Consider the following 14,589-nt stretch of genomic DNA (forward strand, 5'->3'; position numbering starts at 1 on the left):
GGTTGACACCGTTCAACCTGACTTTGGCTTGCCATGCCTTTCCAGTTTTACCTTCACGCAATACAAATGTAGCCATCCTCAACTCCTCGTCCCAAAATTGTCCCAAGGAGTGATTTATACCGTACTTTTCTATTTTTCTTTATATAAGACAAGTACTTACGAAGATTAAATCTAACCCCTCCTAAGCGCTAGATACAGGTTCGATTCCTGTCGGGGCGCCAAATGTTTTTGGCTTGTCACTTGCTGGCAGCGCCCGCAGCTCCACCCACGTTCAAGGTACTGGTTGTCAAACCGATGGCTGCGCCTTTGAGCACCTCCATCGCCATGTCTTCAGTGGAGGTTTCCGGCCCGCCACAGGACACGGAAATGCTCGAAGCCTCCATGTGATCGAGCGTTTCCAGACCCGCGTTGGTCGCCAGCACAGGCAGCAGCAAGCTGCCGCCCGACAACAAAATCGCCACTGGGCTGGCCACGATCCGGGCCAGCTTCATGTCGTCGTAGACCTTGGTGTTGGTGATGGCCTGCTGGCAGCCCTCGGTTTTGTACATCTGGTGGCGCTGGTCGAGGTTGACCACTTTGACACGCGACTCACTGGCACAGCCAGTCAGCAACATCACGCCAACGATCGCGCCCAGCCATCCCGGTTTTTGCATTGCTTTTGCTGCAGTTTTGATCATCAACTTCATCGCCCGGCATCTTCTGCGATACCAGCGCAAATGTCCACCCTTTGCTACCATGCTGAACAAATAAAACCGGAGTTCTGGCATGGCACGCAACCCCACATCCCTTTCACGCCGCAGCTGGTTGGCTGGCGTGTTGCTGGGCTCATCTGGCCTGGCACAAGCTCAAAGTGCAGCCCCCGCCGAATCGGTGGCGGCACGCGAAGCCAAAGCGCCGGCATTGCCCGAGGTGGGCAGTGTTTTGCGTGTCCCAAATTTGTCCCTGCTGAACGGCCAAATGTATGACCCGGCCACATCGCCTGCCAGAGTCACGGTGCTGTACTGGTGGGCCAGCACTTGCCCCTTCTGCGCCCAGCAAAGCCCGGAGATGCAAAAGCTCTGGTCACAGCTCCAGGGCAAGGGTCTTCAGCTGCTGGCCTTGAGCGTGGACAAGAAACCGGAAGATGCCACAAGCTACCTGGCCAAAAAGGGCTATACCTTCCCTGCGGCCTGGGTCAGCCCCGAGGTGCACAGGCAGCTGCCCAAGCCGCGTGGCTTGCCCATCACCATCGTGCTGGACCGCCAGGGCAAAGTACTGCAAGCCGAAAAAGGTCAACTGTTTCCCGAAGACGTCGCTCAGCTGAGCCAATGGCTTTGAGCGTAGTCCGACTTACAAATACACCGGGCCGGGCTTGACCAGCTGCTCGATGGCCCGGCGCAAACCAGCTGGCCAGTTTTGGGGGACGTTACGGACAGCGCTGTAGCGATGCCCTGCAGGCAAGGTGTGCAACTGAACGCCGAGCATTTCAATTTGCGCCTCCTCGGCCACATCACCTGCATTGGTCTGCGCTTGCCCCATGTCCACCAACGTGACCGTGCCTTTGCCAAACACCTCGATTGCACGGGCGCGTTCGACCACAAGAGCTGTGTCTTCATCAATGCCCACGCCCAACAAATCGGGGCGACCAGCAAGGGTGGACAGCAATCTGGGCAAGCGTCGGCGCTCCGAAAAATGTTGATCCACCACAGCTGCAGGCAAAAAGCCCAAACCAATATCGGTCTCCACAATGTCTTTGCGCGGCCGCAGTACTGCTGCACCTTGCGCAATCATGTGGCGTGACATGACAGCTGCGCCCGCGCTGGTCCCGCCAATGCAACAGTGGTTGAAATGAAAAGCCTTGTGCATGGCCTCCATGACCGGCGTGTCAAACACCGTCTGCATCAGGCGCGACTGGTCTCCACCACTCATGAAAATGCCATCGGCCTGCATGATGTCTGCGCTCAGCTGTGGATTCATCGCTTCTTCGCGGCTGTTCAGGGGGAGTACAGCAAAGTTCTGCGCGCCCAGATCGGAAAACACCGCGCTGTAGCTTTGGGCCACGACTTCGGGCACTCCGCTGGCCGCCGTGATCAAGCGAATGCGTGCCAGCGGCCCGCCAGCGTATTCGATGAACTTGCGCAAAATGACCCGGTCCTGCACCCGGTCTTCTGCACCGCCCACAATGACCAGGCGCGACCATTTCTCCGGCGTCACGCGAGCACGCTCAGTCGCCTGCGCCCAGGGGCCTGCCGACAAGGCCGCTGCAGCGGTCAAAAATTCTCTTCTTTTCATGGACCGTCAATATAGACGGTAAGGGTGAAGCTTTGGTGAAGCCAGCTCAGAAAGCGACTTTTTCGGCTTCCAGGTACGCCAGGCTGATGTACTTGCCAATGTTGCTGTCGTAACCCTGCATGGTTTTGGCCCTGCTGGCCACCCGCGGGTCGGCCAGCACCATGGCTTTGGCCTCGGACTCCGACTTGCCGTCTTCCACCGCCTTGAGGCAAGGCTCCCAAATGCCTGACAGGAAGCGGCCATAGGTCTGCAGGATGTCCTTGCCCGGCTGACCATGGCCAGGTGTCCACAGCTGCTCGCCGGCGGCAGCCGCCAGTTCCTTGTAGTACTTGAACGTACCGGGGTAGGAGCCATCGTCCATATTGGCAATGCGGTTGGCCATCGCGATGTCGCCCACATGGGTCATCTTGTCCTCCACCACCTGCACCGACAAGTCGGCATCGGTGTGGGACTTGCCGTAGAAATGCATCTTGAGCGTCACATCGCCAAAGCGGAACTCCTGGCCATGCGCCACGGTTTTGTTGGGTGCAAACACCTGGGTGCCGCTGGTGGACTGGTTGGTCCAGCGCTCCATCATCGAGCGCCACATATTGCCCTCCACCCCCGCAATCATGTCGCGGGTTTGCGGCAAGGCGTAAATGGGCAGGTCCTTGCCATAGGCCTCCACAAAGGCATGGTTGCCCAGCCAATGGTCGCCGTGGAAGTGGGAGTTGAACACAGCCACCACGGGCTTGTTGGTCACCTTGCGAATTTGGCGGATGACCATTTGCCCGATCTGCAGCGAACTGCCGGAGTCGAGGATGACCACGCCCTTGGACGTCACCACAAAGGTGACGTTGGACATCATGCCCTTGTTTTCGGGCGTAGGGAAACCATCGGGCGCGAACACGATCCACACATGGGGCGAGATCTGGCGAGGCGCGATGTCCGGCATGGGCGGGCCCATGACGAAGTCGTGCGCCTGCTCCGCCAGCAAACGCGCCTCGGGCCACAGGGCGGCGGTGGTCGCCAGCCCTGCCGTGGCCCCCAGAAACAGTCTGCGACTGCGCTGGATTTGTCCGCCCGTGTCGCGCATAGGCTCTTAGACCACGTAGCCGGGGTTGGGCACCACGCCGGTGACCTTGGGCGCGTTGAGTTTGCGCGCACCCACTTTGCCACCTTGTTGGGCCTTGAGCCACTGCTCGACCAGTTCCCACACCATCTTGTTGCCTGCGTTGCGGGCTTCTTCGGCCACGGGGGCCCAGCCAGCGACCTTGTACTTCTTGCCCGCTTCGATGAGCTTGCCCTTGATGCGCATATCGCTGATGCGGCTGCCCATCTTGCCGGTGGGATCCACCGAGTAAGACATGCCACCCACGCGCACCATGTCGCCACCCTGTTGATAGTAAGGGTCGGGGTTGAAGAGGTTGTCGCACACGTCTTCCATCACGGTCTTGATGGTTTCGCCCGTCATCTCGGTCACCGTGGCGTAGGAATAGGTGGTGGCGGTCATGTCCAGCAGCCACTCGCGGGTGATTTCCTGGCCCGGCAGCAAGGTCGTGCCCCAACGGAAACCGGGCGAGAACGCCAGGTCGGCGCCTTGCACGTCCATGAGCGCATCCACCAGCAGCTGGTCGCCTGTGCCGTTGAAGTTGCCACGACGGTAGAGCAGACCTTCGGACACACCCAGCACCTCGCTCAGCTTGGCCTCGTAGGGCGCGCGGATCTTGGTGATCAGGGCGTCCATTTCCTTGTCGGCCGGCAGCATGTTGGAGAACACGGGCAGCAGCTTGTAGCGGAAATCGCTGACCTTCTTGTCCTTGACGTCGAAGTCGAGCACGCCCAGGAACTTGCCATTGGAGCCCGCGTTGGTGACGATGGTCTTGCCACCCTTGTTGGACACCAGCGTGGCCACCGGCATGCCGTCGTGGGTGTGACCGCCCATGATGGCGTCAATGCCGCTGACACGGCTGGCCATTTTCAGGTCCACGTCCATGCCGTTGTGGCTGATGACGACCACGACCTGCGCGCCTTTGCCGCGGGCCTCGTCGACCATCTTTTGCATGTTCTCGTCCTGAATGCCGAACTCCCAGTCCGCGACCATGTAGCGGGGGTTGGCAATCGGGGTGTAGGGGAAGGCCTGGCCAATGATGGCGCAAGGCACACCGTTGATCTCGCGGATCACATAGGGCTTGAACACCGGGTCGCCAAAGTCATTGGTCTTGACGTTCTGCGCCACAAAGTCCACCTTGCCGGCGAAGTCTTTTTCGACGATTTCTTTCACGCGGTCCATGCCCAGGGTGAATTCCCAGTGGCCAGTCATCACGTCCACGCCCAGCAGTTTGCAGGCATCGACCATGTCCTGACCGTTGGTCCACAGGCAGGTGCCCGAACCTTGCCAGGTGTCGCCACCGTCCAGCAGCAGCGCGCCAGGGCGGCTGGCCTTCATGCGCTTGACCAGCGTGGCCAGGTGTGCAAAACCACCCACCTTGCCGTAACGCTTGGCCGCTTTTTCGTAATCCAGATACGTCAGTGCGTGCGCCTCTGCGGTGCCCGGGCGAACCTTGGCCACTTTGAGTAGGTGCTCACCGACCAGGTGAGGCAGATTGCCCTTCATGGAACCAATACCCAAGTTGATGTTGGGTTCACGGAAGTAAATGGGCTTGAGCTGTGCGTGGCAGTCGGTCATGTGCAGGAAGGACACATTGCCGAACTTGGGAATGTCGTACAGGCCATTGGCCGCAGTCGCAGCGCTGGCTTCAGCGTAGGTGCCCAGGCTCATGCCGGCCATGGTGCCGGCGCCCATCACTTGCAGGAATTCGCGTTTACTGAGATTCATAGATTTGCAATCACTGATATATCGGATCTAAAAAACCCGGCCGAAGCCGGGTTGCCAAGTGGCTTACTGGTTGACGGGAGACTTGGGGTCCAGCAACAGAGCCATGATGTCACGCACCTGCGATTCGTTCAGGATACCGGCATGGCCAGCGCGCGGCATGTTGGAGCATGCGTTGTAGGCCTTGGAGTTCCAGATCTTGCCCCAGGTGTATTCGACGATGGGTTTGGCAGCGGCGCTGTTGGGGTCGGTGATGCCGCGCAACTTGCCGTAGTTGTAGAGGCTCGGGCCGATCGTGCCGTAGGAAATTTCCTGCTTGCTGATCTGGTGGCAGTTGTAGCAGTTGCCGCCGTTGACGGTTTTTTCATTGTCCGACCAGGTCAGGCCACGACCACTCTGGGCCACGGCTTCGCCTTTTTTCCAGTCGCCGATGAACTTGCCGTCCGAAGGCCACTTGACAGCCTTGAGGTTCATTTCCTCAATCGCCTTGGCGGTTTTTTCGTCCAGCGGTTTGCCGGCCACATCGGCCTCGGCGCAAGCCAGGTTGGTTTCGTCAATGTTCAGGACACGGTCCACTTTGGCGATGCCCTTGCTCTGGAAAGAGGCCTTGACGATCTTGTCGGTCAGGGCTTTGACTTCAGCCACGTTGGGTGCAGCAGCGCAGCCAGCCAGCAAAGCCGCCACAGTCAAGGCACCCAGGGTCCATTTGGTGTTGAATTTCATGTGAGTGTCTCCTGGTTCAGCGCTTGATGGCGGGGGCAATCGACTTGGCACCCTTGGCGTTCACGCCCAGGTACACGCCCAGAGCGATGGTGGCATCGCTGCCAAAAACCGGCTCAGGGAAACGCTGCTGGCGGTAGCAGTCGTTCAGACGCTGCTGCATGCCCCACAAATTGCCGTTGGACACACGGTAGGCCGGCCAGGCGGCGAAGCCAATGCCGTCACCGGGGTTCTTGGTCAGGTTGGGCAGGTCTTGCAAGCGGATACGCTTGCCGTCTTCGCCGTGGCAGGAAGCGCAGGAGAAGTCATGCGGGCCACCGCGCTGGAAGAACAGGCGCTTGCCCACTTCGTAGAACATTTTTTCCTGCGCATGCGACTGCGGCAGGTTGAAACGCATGCCTTGGGACTCAGAAGAGATCCATGCCGCCAAAGCGGTCACGTTCTTTTGTTCGCCTTTGCCAAAACCGGTCTTGGCAATTTCGGCGGCATTGAAGCCTTGCAGGGTTTCCATACAGGTCACCAGGCGGGACTCCAGGTCCTGCACGCGGCCAGTATCTGCAAAGAAACGTGGCAACTCGGCGAACGCGCCTTTGACCACGCCCGGGCCTTTGCCCAGATCACACTTTTCAAGCGAGGCGCCTTTGGGGCCACGCTTTTGTTTCCAGACATCTTCACCTTTGGCAACGAACAGGTCAGCGGGGTTGCCGTCCTGAAGCATTTCACGGTACTCATCAATGCTCTGGCTGGCCGACTTCTGGGCCCAGACCGGAGCCACAGCCAGCGCCAGCGACGCCGCAATGGTTAGGGTGGAAAGTTTTTTCATTGTCACCTCTGGTGTTGTTGTAGAAAACGAAAAAGGGTGAAGCGTGTGGACTTCACCCTTGCAAACAAACGTCGAATTAAGCGACGGTTGTTTCGTCAGTGCGGGTATCGCCCTTGTTGTCTTTCCAGGTCACGGCAACTTTGTCACCAGCCTTGGCACCCTTGATGTTGAATTCCAGGAAGGGGTTTTTGGACACGGAGGGACCCCATTCGCCGGACATGACCACCTTGCCGTTGAGGCTGGCGCTCAGGTCTTGAATGAAGTGGGCGGGCACCAGGTTGCCGGCGGCGTCTTTACGCTGACCGGATTCCATTTCGTGACTCATCAGCACACGAACGTTAGCGATGTTGCCAGTGGCTTTTGCACGAATGCGCATCGGATCTGCCATTTTGAACTCCTGAATTTTTTCAAATAAATCGGTTGGAAACTGTGAATGAATTGAGGGGCCAATTAGCCGCCGCAACCACCCAGAGTCACCTTGACTTCTTTCTTGGCGAAGAAGGCCTTGCCGTCGTTCATGATGGCCACAGCGTAGACATCAGAGGACTGGCCCATCTTGGCGCGCACGGAGAAGTTGGCTTCCACAGCGTCGGTCACATTGAAGAAACCCACCATGGCAGCGGGGTTCTTCTCGACCAGCACCAGCATCTGCTTGACGCCAGCCAGGGTGGAGGAAACCTTCAGGGGCACCACAGCGCCGTTTTCAGCGATGTCGGGGCCGCCAATGGAGACGTCCTTGCTTTCAGCCAGGGACGAAGCGCCCATGGCCTTGATCACGTCTTGCGCGGTCTTGGCCTGGAAGGCGGCATTGTTGTATGCCTGGGCGAACTGAGGGAAACCAGCGGTAGCCAGCAGACCGGCAACAACTGCGCTTTGCTTGAGTGTCTCGCGACGGTTTTGCATCTGAAATCTCCTTTGTGATCGAGTGATGCTATTAAAACAGGTTCAGCTTGTCATTGGGGATACTCCCCAATTACTTGCTGGCTCCCTTGGAAATCCATTCGGCAATCGCCTTGGCGTCAGCTTCGGGCAGGGACTGAGGCGGCATGGGAATGGCACCCCAAACGCCCTGGCCACCGGCCTTGATCTTGCCCACCAGATAGTCCACCTTGCCGGCGTGCTTCTTGGCGATTTCGTTGAAGCCAGGGCCCACGACTTTCTTGTCCAGACCGTGGCAAGCCGTGCAGCTGTGCTTGTTGAGCAACGCGATAGCGGCTTTGCCTTCGTTGTTGGCTTCAGCCTTGGGTGCTGCAGGCTTGGCGGCAGGCGCTGGTGTTTCGCCAGCCTTGCGCTCGGGCGCTGTAGTGTCGGCACCTTTTTGCTGACCCACCAGACGGTTCTGCTCGGCCAGGTTGCCGTGGGCATTGCGTGCGTAGTCAGGCAGCATGGACGCCAGCTTGGGCTCGGGCGTGCAGTTGGTCATGCACACCTTGTTGCTGGTGTCAGGCTTGCTGTAGTCACCACCGAACTCCTTGCCAGGCCACATGGCGTGCTTGGTCGTCATGCCGTTGCGGTTAGGCATGCGGTTTTGCACTTCGGCAATGTTCTTGTCGGACAACACGAAGTCGTCAGGCACCACATTGGACAGGCTCAGCAGGTAGGCCAGAACGCCATAGACCTCATCGGGCTTGAGCGTCTTGGGGTTGGTCCAGGGCATGGCGCGGTTGATGTAGTCCCACAGCGTGGACACCGTGGCGACCTTCATCATGGTGGTACGACCCGGGAAATCGGAGCGCGCCAGATTGGCCACGCGACCGGTTTTCACATCTTCAGCGGTCGTGCCGCCCACCAGGGGGCTGAACACTTCGTTGGACTCGCCAAACACACCGTGACAGTGCGCGCACTTGGCTTCCCAAACGTCCTGACCCATGGACACCGAACCGGAGCCAGCGGGCAGACCCTTGAAGTCCGGACGCACATCGATGTCCCACGCGGCAACTTCCTTGACGGTAGCGTTGCGGCCGACGCCGGGATACTTGGCGCTTTGCGCCGCAGCCACGCCGGCCACTGCCAGCAAAGCCGCCGTCAAGAGGGCTTTACGAAACCTGGACATTTTTCACCTCGCCGTTTTCCTGCACCAACCACGACTGGATGGCGTTGTTGTGATAGATGGAGCGCGTACCACGCACTGCACGCAGCTGCTGGTAGGTCGGCTGCACATGGCCTGTGTCGTCTTGCGCACGGCTCTGGATGATGGCGGGCTTGCCGTCCCACACCCAGTCCAGGTTGAAACGCGTCAGCGCCTTGGACAGCACCGGCGTTTCCAGGCGAGCCTGGCGCCAGTTGCGGCCGCCGTCGGTGGACACGTCCACGCGCTTGATCTTGCCCTTGCCCGACCAGGCCAGGCCGGTGATGTTGTAGAAGCCCTTGTCCAGCAACACCTGGCCGCCGGAAGGCGTGGTCACCACGCTCTTGACTTCCTGGATGTTGGAATACTGGCGATGCAGGCCGCTGGGCTGCAGGTCAATGTAGTGCACCGCTTCGTCTTTGGCGGCGTAGGGCTTGTCGCCCACTTCGATGCGGCGCAGGTACTTGACCCAGCTCACACCTTGCACGCCCGGCACGATCAAGCGCAGGGGGTAGCCGTTTTCGGGACGCAGCATTTCGCCGTTCTGGCCATACGCCACCAGCACTTCACCAGAGGTGATCAGGCTCATGGGGATGGTACGGGTCATGGCAGAACCGTCGCCGCCTTCGGCGAGGATGAACTTGCCGTTTTTCAGGTCAGCGCCAGCCAGTTCCAGCAGGGTGATCAGGGGCACGCCCGTGAACTCGCTGCAAGACACCATGCCGTGCGTGTAGTGCACCGTGGGCACAGCCACGTTGCCCCACTCGGTGGCGGTGTTGGCGCCGCACTCGATGAAGTGGAAACGCGAGACGGCTGGCAAACGCATGATCTCGTCCATGGTGAACACCTTGGCGTTCTTGACCATGCCGTTGATCATCAGGCGATGCTTGGAAGGATCGATGTCCCACCAGCCCTGGTGATGACGCTCGAAGTGCAGACCGCTCGGCGTCACGATGCCGAACAGCGACTGCAGCGGCGCAAACGACACCGATGCCTGCGTGGTCTGGGTCAGACCCGGGCTTTGGCGGCGCTGAACGTTCGATTCGAACTTGGAAGGCTTGCCGTAGCCACCGTCCATGGCCACACCCTGGCCCAGGCCAGTGGCATGCTCGGGCAAGTTCAGGATGTTGGGGTCACCACCCTCGGTCGGCAGCGGGTTGCCCTGCGCCATGGCCATGGGTGCAGCCGCGCCTGCAGCTGCCGCGGCGAAGGCGTTGCGAATGAAATCGCGACGACCTTTCTTGCCCTCGGCAAAAACAGTACGAACGCCCTCTGGGGTCAGGAAGTTTTCCGGTGCTTTTTGCACCCTTCCCGAATTGATGCTTTCGTCTTTCACACAAACTCCTCGTCTTGAGTTTTTTAAGGGGTGGTTACTTCATCAGCAACCTGCGTGCACACCGCACGGCAAACATTCACCGCAGACTCATCCGCGATCCGGTAGAACACCTGCGCGCCCTGACGCCGCTTCGCCACAATGCCAGACCTGTACATGATGTTCAAGTGCTGGGACATATTGGGCTGCGCAATGTCAATCGATTCGAGCAGCTGTCCGACGTTCTTCTCTCCCGAACACAGCACACTCAGGATGCGCAAGCGAACCGGCGTGGAAAGGACACCAAACAGCTCGGCAGCCTTCTCAAACACTTCGTCGCGCTCATCTTCAAGTGCTTCCATGCAAGTGAGTTCTTATATTCGGATGTGCGAATATAAACGATAAAAGATGGAACTGAATCAGGGATTACACGGGGTAGCTCGAAAGCCACCCCGCGTTGCGTTTTAGTAACGGTAGCTGAACATCAGCTGGTAGTTGGTTTGGCTGTGGGTGATAGCAGCCCCTCCCAATTGACCTGCAGCCACAGTGACTTTAGGCGCATGAGAAACAGCAGCATTCAAGCTCATGTTCTTGTCGATTTGATAGCCAAAACCAGCGGTGTAGTGGTCTTTGACAATCGCGGGGAACAGAGGGTGGACCGTAGCATCAGGCACGGGGTTGGTCGAATGGCTATAGCCCGCACGCAACATCAAGGCATCGCTCATCTTATAAGCCCCCCCCAGAGAGATCACAGTTTGATCTTTCCAGTTTTGTGGCATCGTAAATTTCATATCTCCCATTGCAGATTCAAACGTCATGTTGAAACTGCTCATAACAGAAGACCAATCGATTGATTTCACATCAGCAGCCAACATCAGCTGAGGGTTTGCCTGGTAAGCCACACCCGCTGCAAGAACGGCTGGCATCTGGAAATCACGGATCACCAGTCGACCCGTCATCGGGAACGACACGGACCCGTCCATGAGCGTAAATGTCGCAGCATTAGCTCCGGTCTTCATGTCTGCCAAGCGAGTCTTGAGTTGATAGCTCATTGCGACTGTAGTGTCTTTATTGGCTTTGAATGTCATCCCCAATTTGCCAGTAAAACCACCAGATTTGGCGCTGCCAGTGAAGTCGCTGGAATTGGAAAAATCCAGTCTCGCCAAGCTCACCTGACCCAATGTTGGCTGATTCATACCAGTTAGCATTTGATTGATCTGACCCACCATGCCACCAAAGTTGGTTTGCGCGGTTGCCAAATCCCACCCGTTACCTGCGGCATACATTCCCAATAAATCTTGAGATGTAGCTGCCATCTTCATATCCATTCCGGCCCAGGTGTAATCAATGGAGGCCCCCAAAGTCACATCCGGTGTTGCTTGGTAAGAAAAAGGAAATATCACCCGTCCAACTGACAACTCAGAACGAACATTTGCCCCTGTATTCATGGCCAATGGGCTTGAAGCTCCGTATTCGGTGCCCATGCCGCCTTGACCCATCAGGCCAACACCAAAGGTCATCTGATCGGTTTTACGCGTCCAACCAACGGCAGGCATCACATACGAAGTCCCACCGGACTTATCACCCATGGCTGTGACATTCGGCCCCAAAACACCCAGAGCCACATCAGCACGCGTACCGTTTTCACCCAACTGCAGCGTAGCCACGTTGTTCATCATGCCGGCTGTACCGTTGTCATAGGCTTGCGAAGCACCGCCCATGGACAATGCGATAGGACCGTAGCCTTCCATCAGCATGCCGTTGGTAGCCCAAGCCTGGTCTGCAGCCAAAGCTGCAACAGCCAGAGCCGTTGCGCGAAGAGAGATTTTTTTCATGTGTGTCTCCGGGTTTTCAATACCAGTTGAGGATTAAATTTCGCCTTTGGAAGCGCGTTCCATCATTTCCCAGATGGTGTCGCGCACGGCTTTGGCTTCTTCTTTCAGGGGCGAGGGCAGCTTGCGGCCCATCTTGACCATCATGTCCATGTTGAGGGTGTAGAGCCACAGGCCGTCTTCTTTTTCAACCACAGTGATGCGGCAAGGCAGGAAGGCCGACATGTGAGGGCTGAAGTCCACCATCTTGCGGGCGGTGGTGGGGGTGCAGAACGAGTAGACCTGCAGGAATTTTTCGGGCTTGCCGGTGCGGGCAGCCAGTTCTTTGGACAGGGGCAGCGTGCCCACGTCTTTCATGTTGCGCTCGACAGCCACAGCGCGCAGGATGCCTTCGATGTCGTCGGTGGTGACGCCTTTGGCCACTTTTCGCTCCCAGGTGGTGGCCACTGCGATGTCACCATTGCCTTCGACCCAGCGGTCCCACATGCGCATGGCTTCGGAGCCAGCGCCATCTTCCAGCTTGCCCAGGGTGCTGATGGTGCCGCAGCCCGTCATGCCAGCCACAGAGGCCAAAACCAAAATCCATTTCACGAAGCTTTTGCGCATGTTTGACTCCTTACAGCATGCAGTTGATCGACGGTGGAAAAAACTTTTTCACCGATTGACATAAATCATTCCAGAAGCCATAAAAAAAGGGTATCCGAAGATACCCTATACAGTACGGTAAGCCGCCCGTCAGTGACGGGGCTGCGCGCTCAGTTCTTGAACTTGTAGTGGTCGCGATTGAGCACAGCGGCCACGGCGTTGACTTCTTCGGGGAACATGCCGAAGTTCAGCTCGGTGTTGCACTGCTCGACCATGCCGCGCAGCAAGCCGGGGTTGTTGATGCGGCCATTGGGTTTGTAAACCGCGTTGCCATTGCCCCCCGCCTTCGTGGCATGGCAGGCAGCGCATTTGTGCTCGGCCATGAGTTGCTCGCCCAGTTTCAGGTCAGCGCCTTTGAAAATGGCGGGCTCTGCGTGCGCACCCACAGCAGTGGCACAAGCCAGCGCGGCCAGCAGCGTTTGCAAGGTTTTCATGTGTACTCCTCCGGGTAATAAAAAAGCCGCTTCGAGTTTCCCCGAAAGCGGCTTTTTTGTACAGGGGCCAGTATTACTTGGCGCCGGCATTGATCCAGGTGGCCAAAGCGGTGGCGTCTGCATCGCTCAGCTGAGGCTGTGGGGGCATGGGGATCGGGCCGTATTTGCCGGAACCGCCAGCCTTGATGCTCTTGGCCAGTTCGGCAACAGACTTGCCCTTCTTGGCCACTTCCTGGTAGGACGGGCCGACCAGTTTCTTGTCGGTTGCGTGGCAAGCCAGGCAGTTGTTTTTCTGGGCCAGTTCCTTGCTGGCGAAGGCGGGGCCTGCGACCAGGGCGGACAAAGCGATTGCAGCAGTCACGAGTTTCATGAGATCTCCTCAGGGTGGGTGGGTAAATATAACCAGGTGCGAATTTAACCGAAGTTTACTGTCAGCTGGCGCTCAGCATGTAACTTCGCGTATCGGGATTATCACCAAGGCTTTGACAGACAAAAAAAGAGCCTCCCTCGCGGGAGGCTCTGTCAAAGGGATATGCGAGTACCAAACGCATTCCCGTACCTCATGTGAGCAATTATATCCATGATTGCTTATATTTGAAAGTTGTTATCGCGCAACAACCATCAAACGTAGCGCTTGGCCATGTCGTCCATGGCAATGGGTTTGATTTTGCTGGCGTGGCCGGCGCAACCAAACGCCTCAAAGCGCAACTGGCAAATGCCTTGCGCCGCTTTGCGGGCGGCGGCCAGCGCTTTGCGCGGATCAAATTCGCTGGGCTGCTGTGCAAACAACTGACGCATGGCGCCGGTCATGGCAAGGCGGATGTCGGTGTCGATATTGACCTTGCGCACGCCACGGGCAATGCCGCGCACAATTTCTTCCACCGGCACGCCATAGGTCTGCTTGATGTCGCCGCCGTACTGGCGAATGATCTCCAGCCACTCCTGCGGCACGCTGGAGCTGCCGTGCATGACCAGGTGCGTGTTGGGAATGGCGGCGTGGATAGCGGCGATGCGCTCGATGGCCAGGATGTCTCCTGTGGGTGGGCGGGTGAATTTGTAGGCGCCATGGCTGGTACCAATGGCAATGGCCAGCGCGTCCACGCCGGTCTGCGCCACAAAGTCTTTGGCCTGCTCAGGGTCGGTCAGCATCTGGTCGTGGCTGAGCTTGCCCACGGCGCCCACGCCGTCTTCTTCGCCGGCTTCACCGGTTTCGAGCGAACCCAAACAACCCAACTCACCCTCCACCGACACGCCCACAGGGTGTGCCATTTCGCACACGCGCTTGGTCACGGCGACGTTGTACTCGTAGCTGGCAGGCGTCTTGGCGTCTTCCATGAGGGAGCCGTCCATCATGACGCTCGAAAAGCCGGAGCGGATGGATTGCTGGCACTGGGCGGGCGATGCGCCGTGGTCCTGGTGCAGCACCACCGGAATGTCGGGGTGAGTTTCGATGGCCGCCAGCACCATGTGGCGCAAGTAAGCCTCGCCCGCGTATTTGCGCGCGCCGGCCGAGGCCTGCAGGATCACGGGGCTGTCGGTGGCCTGCGCGGCTTCCATGATGGCCTGCACCTGTTCGAGGTTGTTGACGTTGAAGGCGGGCACGCCGTAGTTGTGTTCTGCCGCGTGGTCCAGCATTTGGCGAAGGGAAACGAGAGCCATGGTCTTGTCC

17 protein-coding genes are annotated in these 14,589 nt (G+C 58.4%); 1 reads left to right on the forward strand and 16 read right to left on the reverse strand.

Translation table 11 applies throughout. The features are described from left to right. Positions 1–236 precede the first annotated feature (236 nt). Positions 237–653: a hypothetical protein gene (locus AAFM15_RS07485; protein ID WP_341686085.1), complete on the reverse strand. Its 417-nt coding sequence runs from the start codon at positions 651–653 to the stop codon at positions 237–239. A gap of 112 nt (positions 654–765) precedes the next feature. Between AAFM15_RS07485 and AAFM15_RS07490 the strand changes: the two genes are divergently transcribed. Next, positions 766–1,317 (forward strand): TlpA disulfide reductase family protein, encoded by a 552-nt coding sequence (locus AAFM15_RS07490; RefSeq protein WP_341686086.1) that lies wholly within the window; start codon positions 766–768, stop codon positions 1,315–1,317. A 12-nt stretch (positions 1,318–1,329) separates the two neighbouring features. Here AAFM15_RS07490 and AAFM15_RS07495 read toward each other — a convergent pair whose 3' ends face one another. From AAFM15_RS07495 to fba, 15 genes are all read right to left on the reverse strand, one after another. Further along, positions 1,330–2,271, reverse strand: a complete 942-nt coding sequence (locus AAFM15_RS07495; RefSeq protein ID WP_341686087.1) for a cyanophycinase — start codon at positions 2,269–2,271, stop codon at positions 1,330–1,332. Positions 2,272–2,317: 46 nt separating this feature from the next. Beyond that, a complete protein-coding gene (locus tag AAFM15_RS07500; protein WP_341686088.1) occupies positions 2,318–3,346 on the reverse strand; it encodes an MBL fold metallo-hydrolase in 1,029 nt (342 codons plus the stop codon). Between the two features lie 6 nt (positions 3,347–3,352). Then, entirely contained in the window at positions 3,353–5,089 is a 1,737-nt protein-coding gene (gene soxB, locus AAFM15_RS07505) for a thiosulfohydrolase SoxB (RefSeq protein ID WP_341686089.1), read from the reverse strand. 63 nt (positions 5,090–5,152) lie between these two features. Next, positions 5,153–5,809 (reverse strand): sulfur oxidation c-type cytochrome SoxX, encoded by a 657-nt coding sequence (gene soxX, locus AAFM15_RS07510; RefSeq protein WP_341686090.1) that lies wholly within the window; start codon positions 5,807–5,809, stop codon positions 5,153–5,155. Positions 5,810–5,825: 16 nt separating this feature from the next. Then, positions 5,826–6,629, reverse strand: coding sequence for a sulfur oxidation c-type cytochrome SoxA (gene soxA, locus AAFM15_RS07515; protein ID WP_341686091.1), 804 nt, complete (start codon positions 6,627–6,629; stop codon positions 5,826–5,828). Positions 6,630–6,705: 76 nt separating this feature from the next. Then, on the reverse strand, positions 6,706–7,017 hold the full coding sequence (soxZ, locus tag AAFM15_RS07520; RefSeq protein ID WP_341686092.1) for a thiosulfate oxidation carrier complex protein SoxZ: 312 nt from the start codon (positions 7,015–7,017) through the stop codon (positions 6,706–6,708). A 62-nt stretch (positions 7,018–7,079) separates the two neighbouring features. Then, positions 7,080–7,532 (reverse strand): thiosulfate oxidation carrier protein SoxY, encoded by a 453-nt coding sequence (gene soxY / locus AAFM15_RS07525; RefSeq protein ID WP_341686093.1) that lies wholly within the window; start codon positions 7,530–7,532, stop codon positions 7,080–7,082. A 70-nt stretch (positions 7,533–7,602) separates the two neighbouring features. After that, complete coding sequence (locus AAFM15_RS07530; RefSeq protein WP_341686094.1) at positions 7,603–8,682, reverse strand: c-type cytochrome; 1,080 nt, start codon at positions 8,680–8,682, stop codon at positions 7,603–7,605. Beyond that, positions 8,666–10,033 carry a sulfite dehydrogenase gene (gene soxC, locus AAFM15_RS07535; RefSeq protein WP_341686095.1) on the reverse strand — a complete coding sequence of 456 codons (1,368 nt, stop codon included), beginning with the start codon at positions 10,031–10,033 and terminating at the stop codon, positions 8,666–8,668. Before soxC ends, AAFM15_RS07530 begins: the two co-directional genes overlap by 17 nt. Before the next feature lie 23 nt (positions 10,034–10,056). After that, positions 10,057–10,371, reverse strand: a complete 315-nt coding sequence (locus AAFM15_RS07540; protein ID WP_341686096.1) for a metalloregulator ArsR/SmtB family transcription factor — start codon at positions 10,369–10,371, stop codon at positions 10,057–10,059. Between the two features lie 102 nt (positions 10,372–10,473). Beyond that, entirely contained in the window at positions 10,474–11,844 is a 1,371-nt protein-coding gene (locus AAFM15_RS07545; protein WP_341686097.1) for an outer membrane protein transport protein, read from the reverse strand. Positions 11,845–11,877: 33 nt separating this feature from the next. After that, positions 11,878–12,447 (reverse strand): DUF302 domain-containing protein, encoded by a 570-nt coding sequence (locus AAFM15_RS07550; RefSeq protein WP_341686098.1) that lies wholly within the window; start codon positions 12,445–12,447, stop codon positions 11,878–11,880. 149 nt (positions 12,448–12,596) lie between these two features. Next, positions 12,597–12,920 (reverse strand): hypothetical protein, encoded by a 324-nt coding sequence (locus AAFM15_RS07555; protein WP_341686099.1) that lies wholly within the window; start codon positions 12,918–12,920, stop codon positions 12,597–12,599. 73 nt (positions 12,921–12,993) lie between these two features. Further along, positions 12,994–13,290 (reverse strand): c-type cytochrome, encoded by a 297-nt coding sequence (locus AAFM15_RS07560; protein ID WP_341686100.1) that lies wholly within the window; start codon positions 13,288–13,290, stop codon positions 12,994–12,996. A gap of 251 nt (positions 13,291–13,541) precedes the next feature. Next, the gene (gene fba, locus AAFM15_RS07565; protein ID WP_341686101.1) at positions 13,542–14,579 is read right to left on the reverse strand and encodes a class II fructose-bisphosphate aldolase; all 1,038 of its coding nucleotides are present in this window, start codon (positions 14,577–14,579) and stop codon (positions 13,542–13,544) included. Positions 14,580–14,589 lie beyond the last annotated feature (10 nt).

It is taken from the genome of Limnohabitans sp., assembly GCF_038134685.1.
Taxonomy (GTDB): Bacteria; Pseudomonadota; Gammaproteobacteria; order Burkholderiales; family Burkholderiaceae_C; genus Limnohabitans_A.

Coding starts and splice junctions, on each gene's coding strand:
- soxA (WP_341686091.1), bottom strand. CDS start 6,629: ATGAAAAAACTTTCCACCCTAACCATTGCGGCGTCGCTGGCGCTGGCT.
- AAFM15_RS07550 (WP_341686098.1), bottom strand. CDS start 12,447: ATGCGCAAAAGCTTCGTGAAATGGATTTTGGTTTTGGCCTCTGTGGCT.
- AAFM15_RS07555 (WP_341686099.1), bottom strand. CDS start 12,920: ATGAAAACCTTGCAAACGCTGCTGGCCGCGCTGGCTTGTGCCACTGCT.
- soxY (WP_341686093.1), bottom strand. CDS start 7,532: ATGCAAAACCGTCGCGAGACACTCAAGCAAAGCGCAGTTGTTGCCGGT.
- AAFM15_RS07560 (WP_341686100.1), bottom strand. CDS start 13,290: ATGAAACTCGTGACTGCTGCAATCGCTTTGTCCGCCCTGGTCGCAGGC.
- fba (WP_341686101.1), bottom strand. CDS start 14,579: ATGGCTCTCGTTTCCCTTCGCCAAATGCTGGACCACGCGGCAGAACAC.
- soxB (WP_341686089.1), bottom strand. CDS start 5,089: ATGAATCTCAGTAAACGCGAATTCCTGCAAGTGATGGGCGCCGGCACC.
- AAFM15_RS07485 (WP_341686085.1), bottom strand. CDS start 653: ATGCAAAAACCGGGATGGCTGGGCGCGATCGTTGGCGTGATGTTGCTG.
- AAFM15_RS07495 (WP_341686087.1), bottom strand. CDS start 2,271: ATGAAAAGAAGAGAATTTTTGACCGCTGCAGCGGCCTTGTCGGCAGGC.
- soxX (WP_341686090.1), bottom strand. CDS start 5,809: ATGAAATTCAACACCAAATGGACCCTGGGTGCCTTGACTGTGGCGGCT.
- soxZ (WP_341686092.1), bottom strand. CDS start 7,017: ATGGCAGATCCGATGCGCATTCGTGCAAAAGCCACTGGCAACATCGCT.
- AAFM15_RS07530 (WP_341686094.1), bottom strand. CDS start 8,682: ATGTCCAGGTTTCGTAAAGCCCTCTTGACGGCGGCTTTGCTGGCAGTG.
- AAFM15_RS07490 (WP_341686086.1), top strand. CDS start 766: ATGGCACGCAACCCCACATCCCTTTCACGCCGCAGCTGGTTGGCTGGC.
- AAFM15_RS07540 (WP_341686096.1), bottom strand. CDS start 10,371: ATGGAAGCACTTGAAGATGAGCGCGACGAAGTGTTTGAGAAGGCTGCC.
- AAFM15_RS07545 (WP_341686097.1), bottom strand. CDS start 11,844: ATGAAAAAAATCTCTCTTCGCGCAACGGCTCTGGCTGTTGCAGCTTTG.
- AAFM15_RS07500 (WP_341686088.1), bottom strand. CDS start 3,346: ATGCGCGACACGGGCGGACAAATCCAGCGCAGTCGCAGACTGTTTCTG.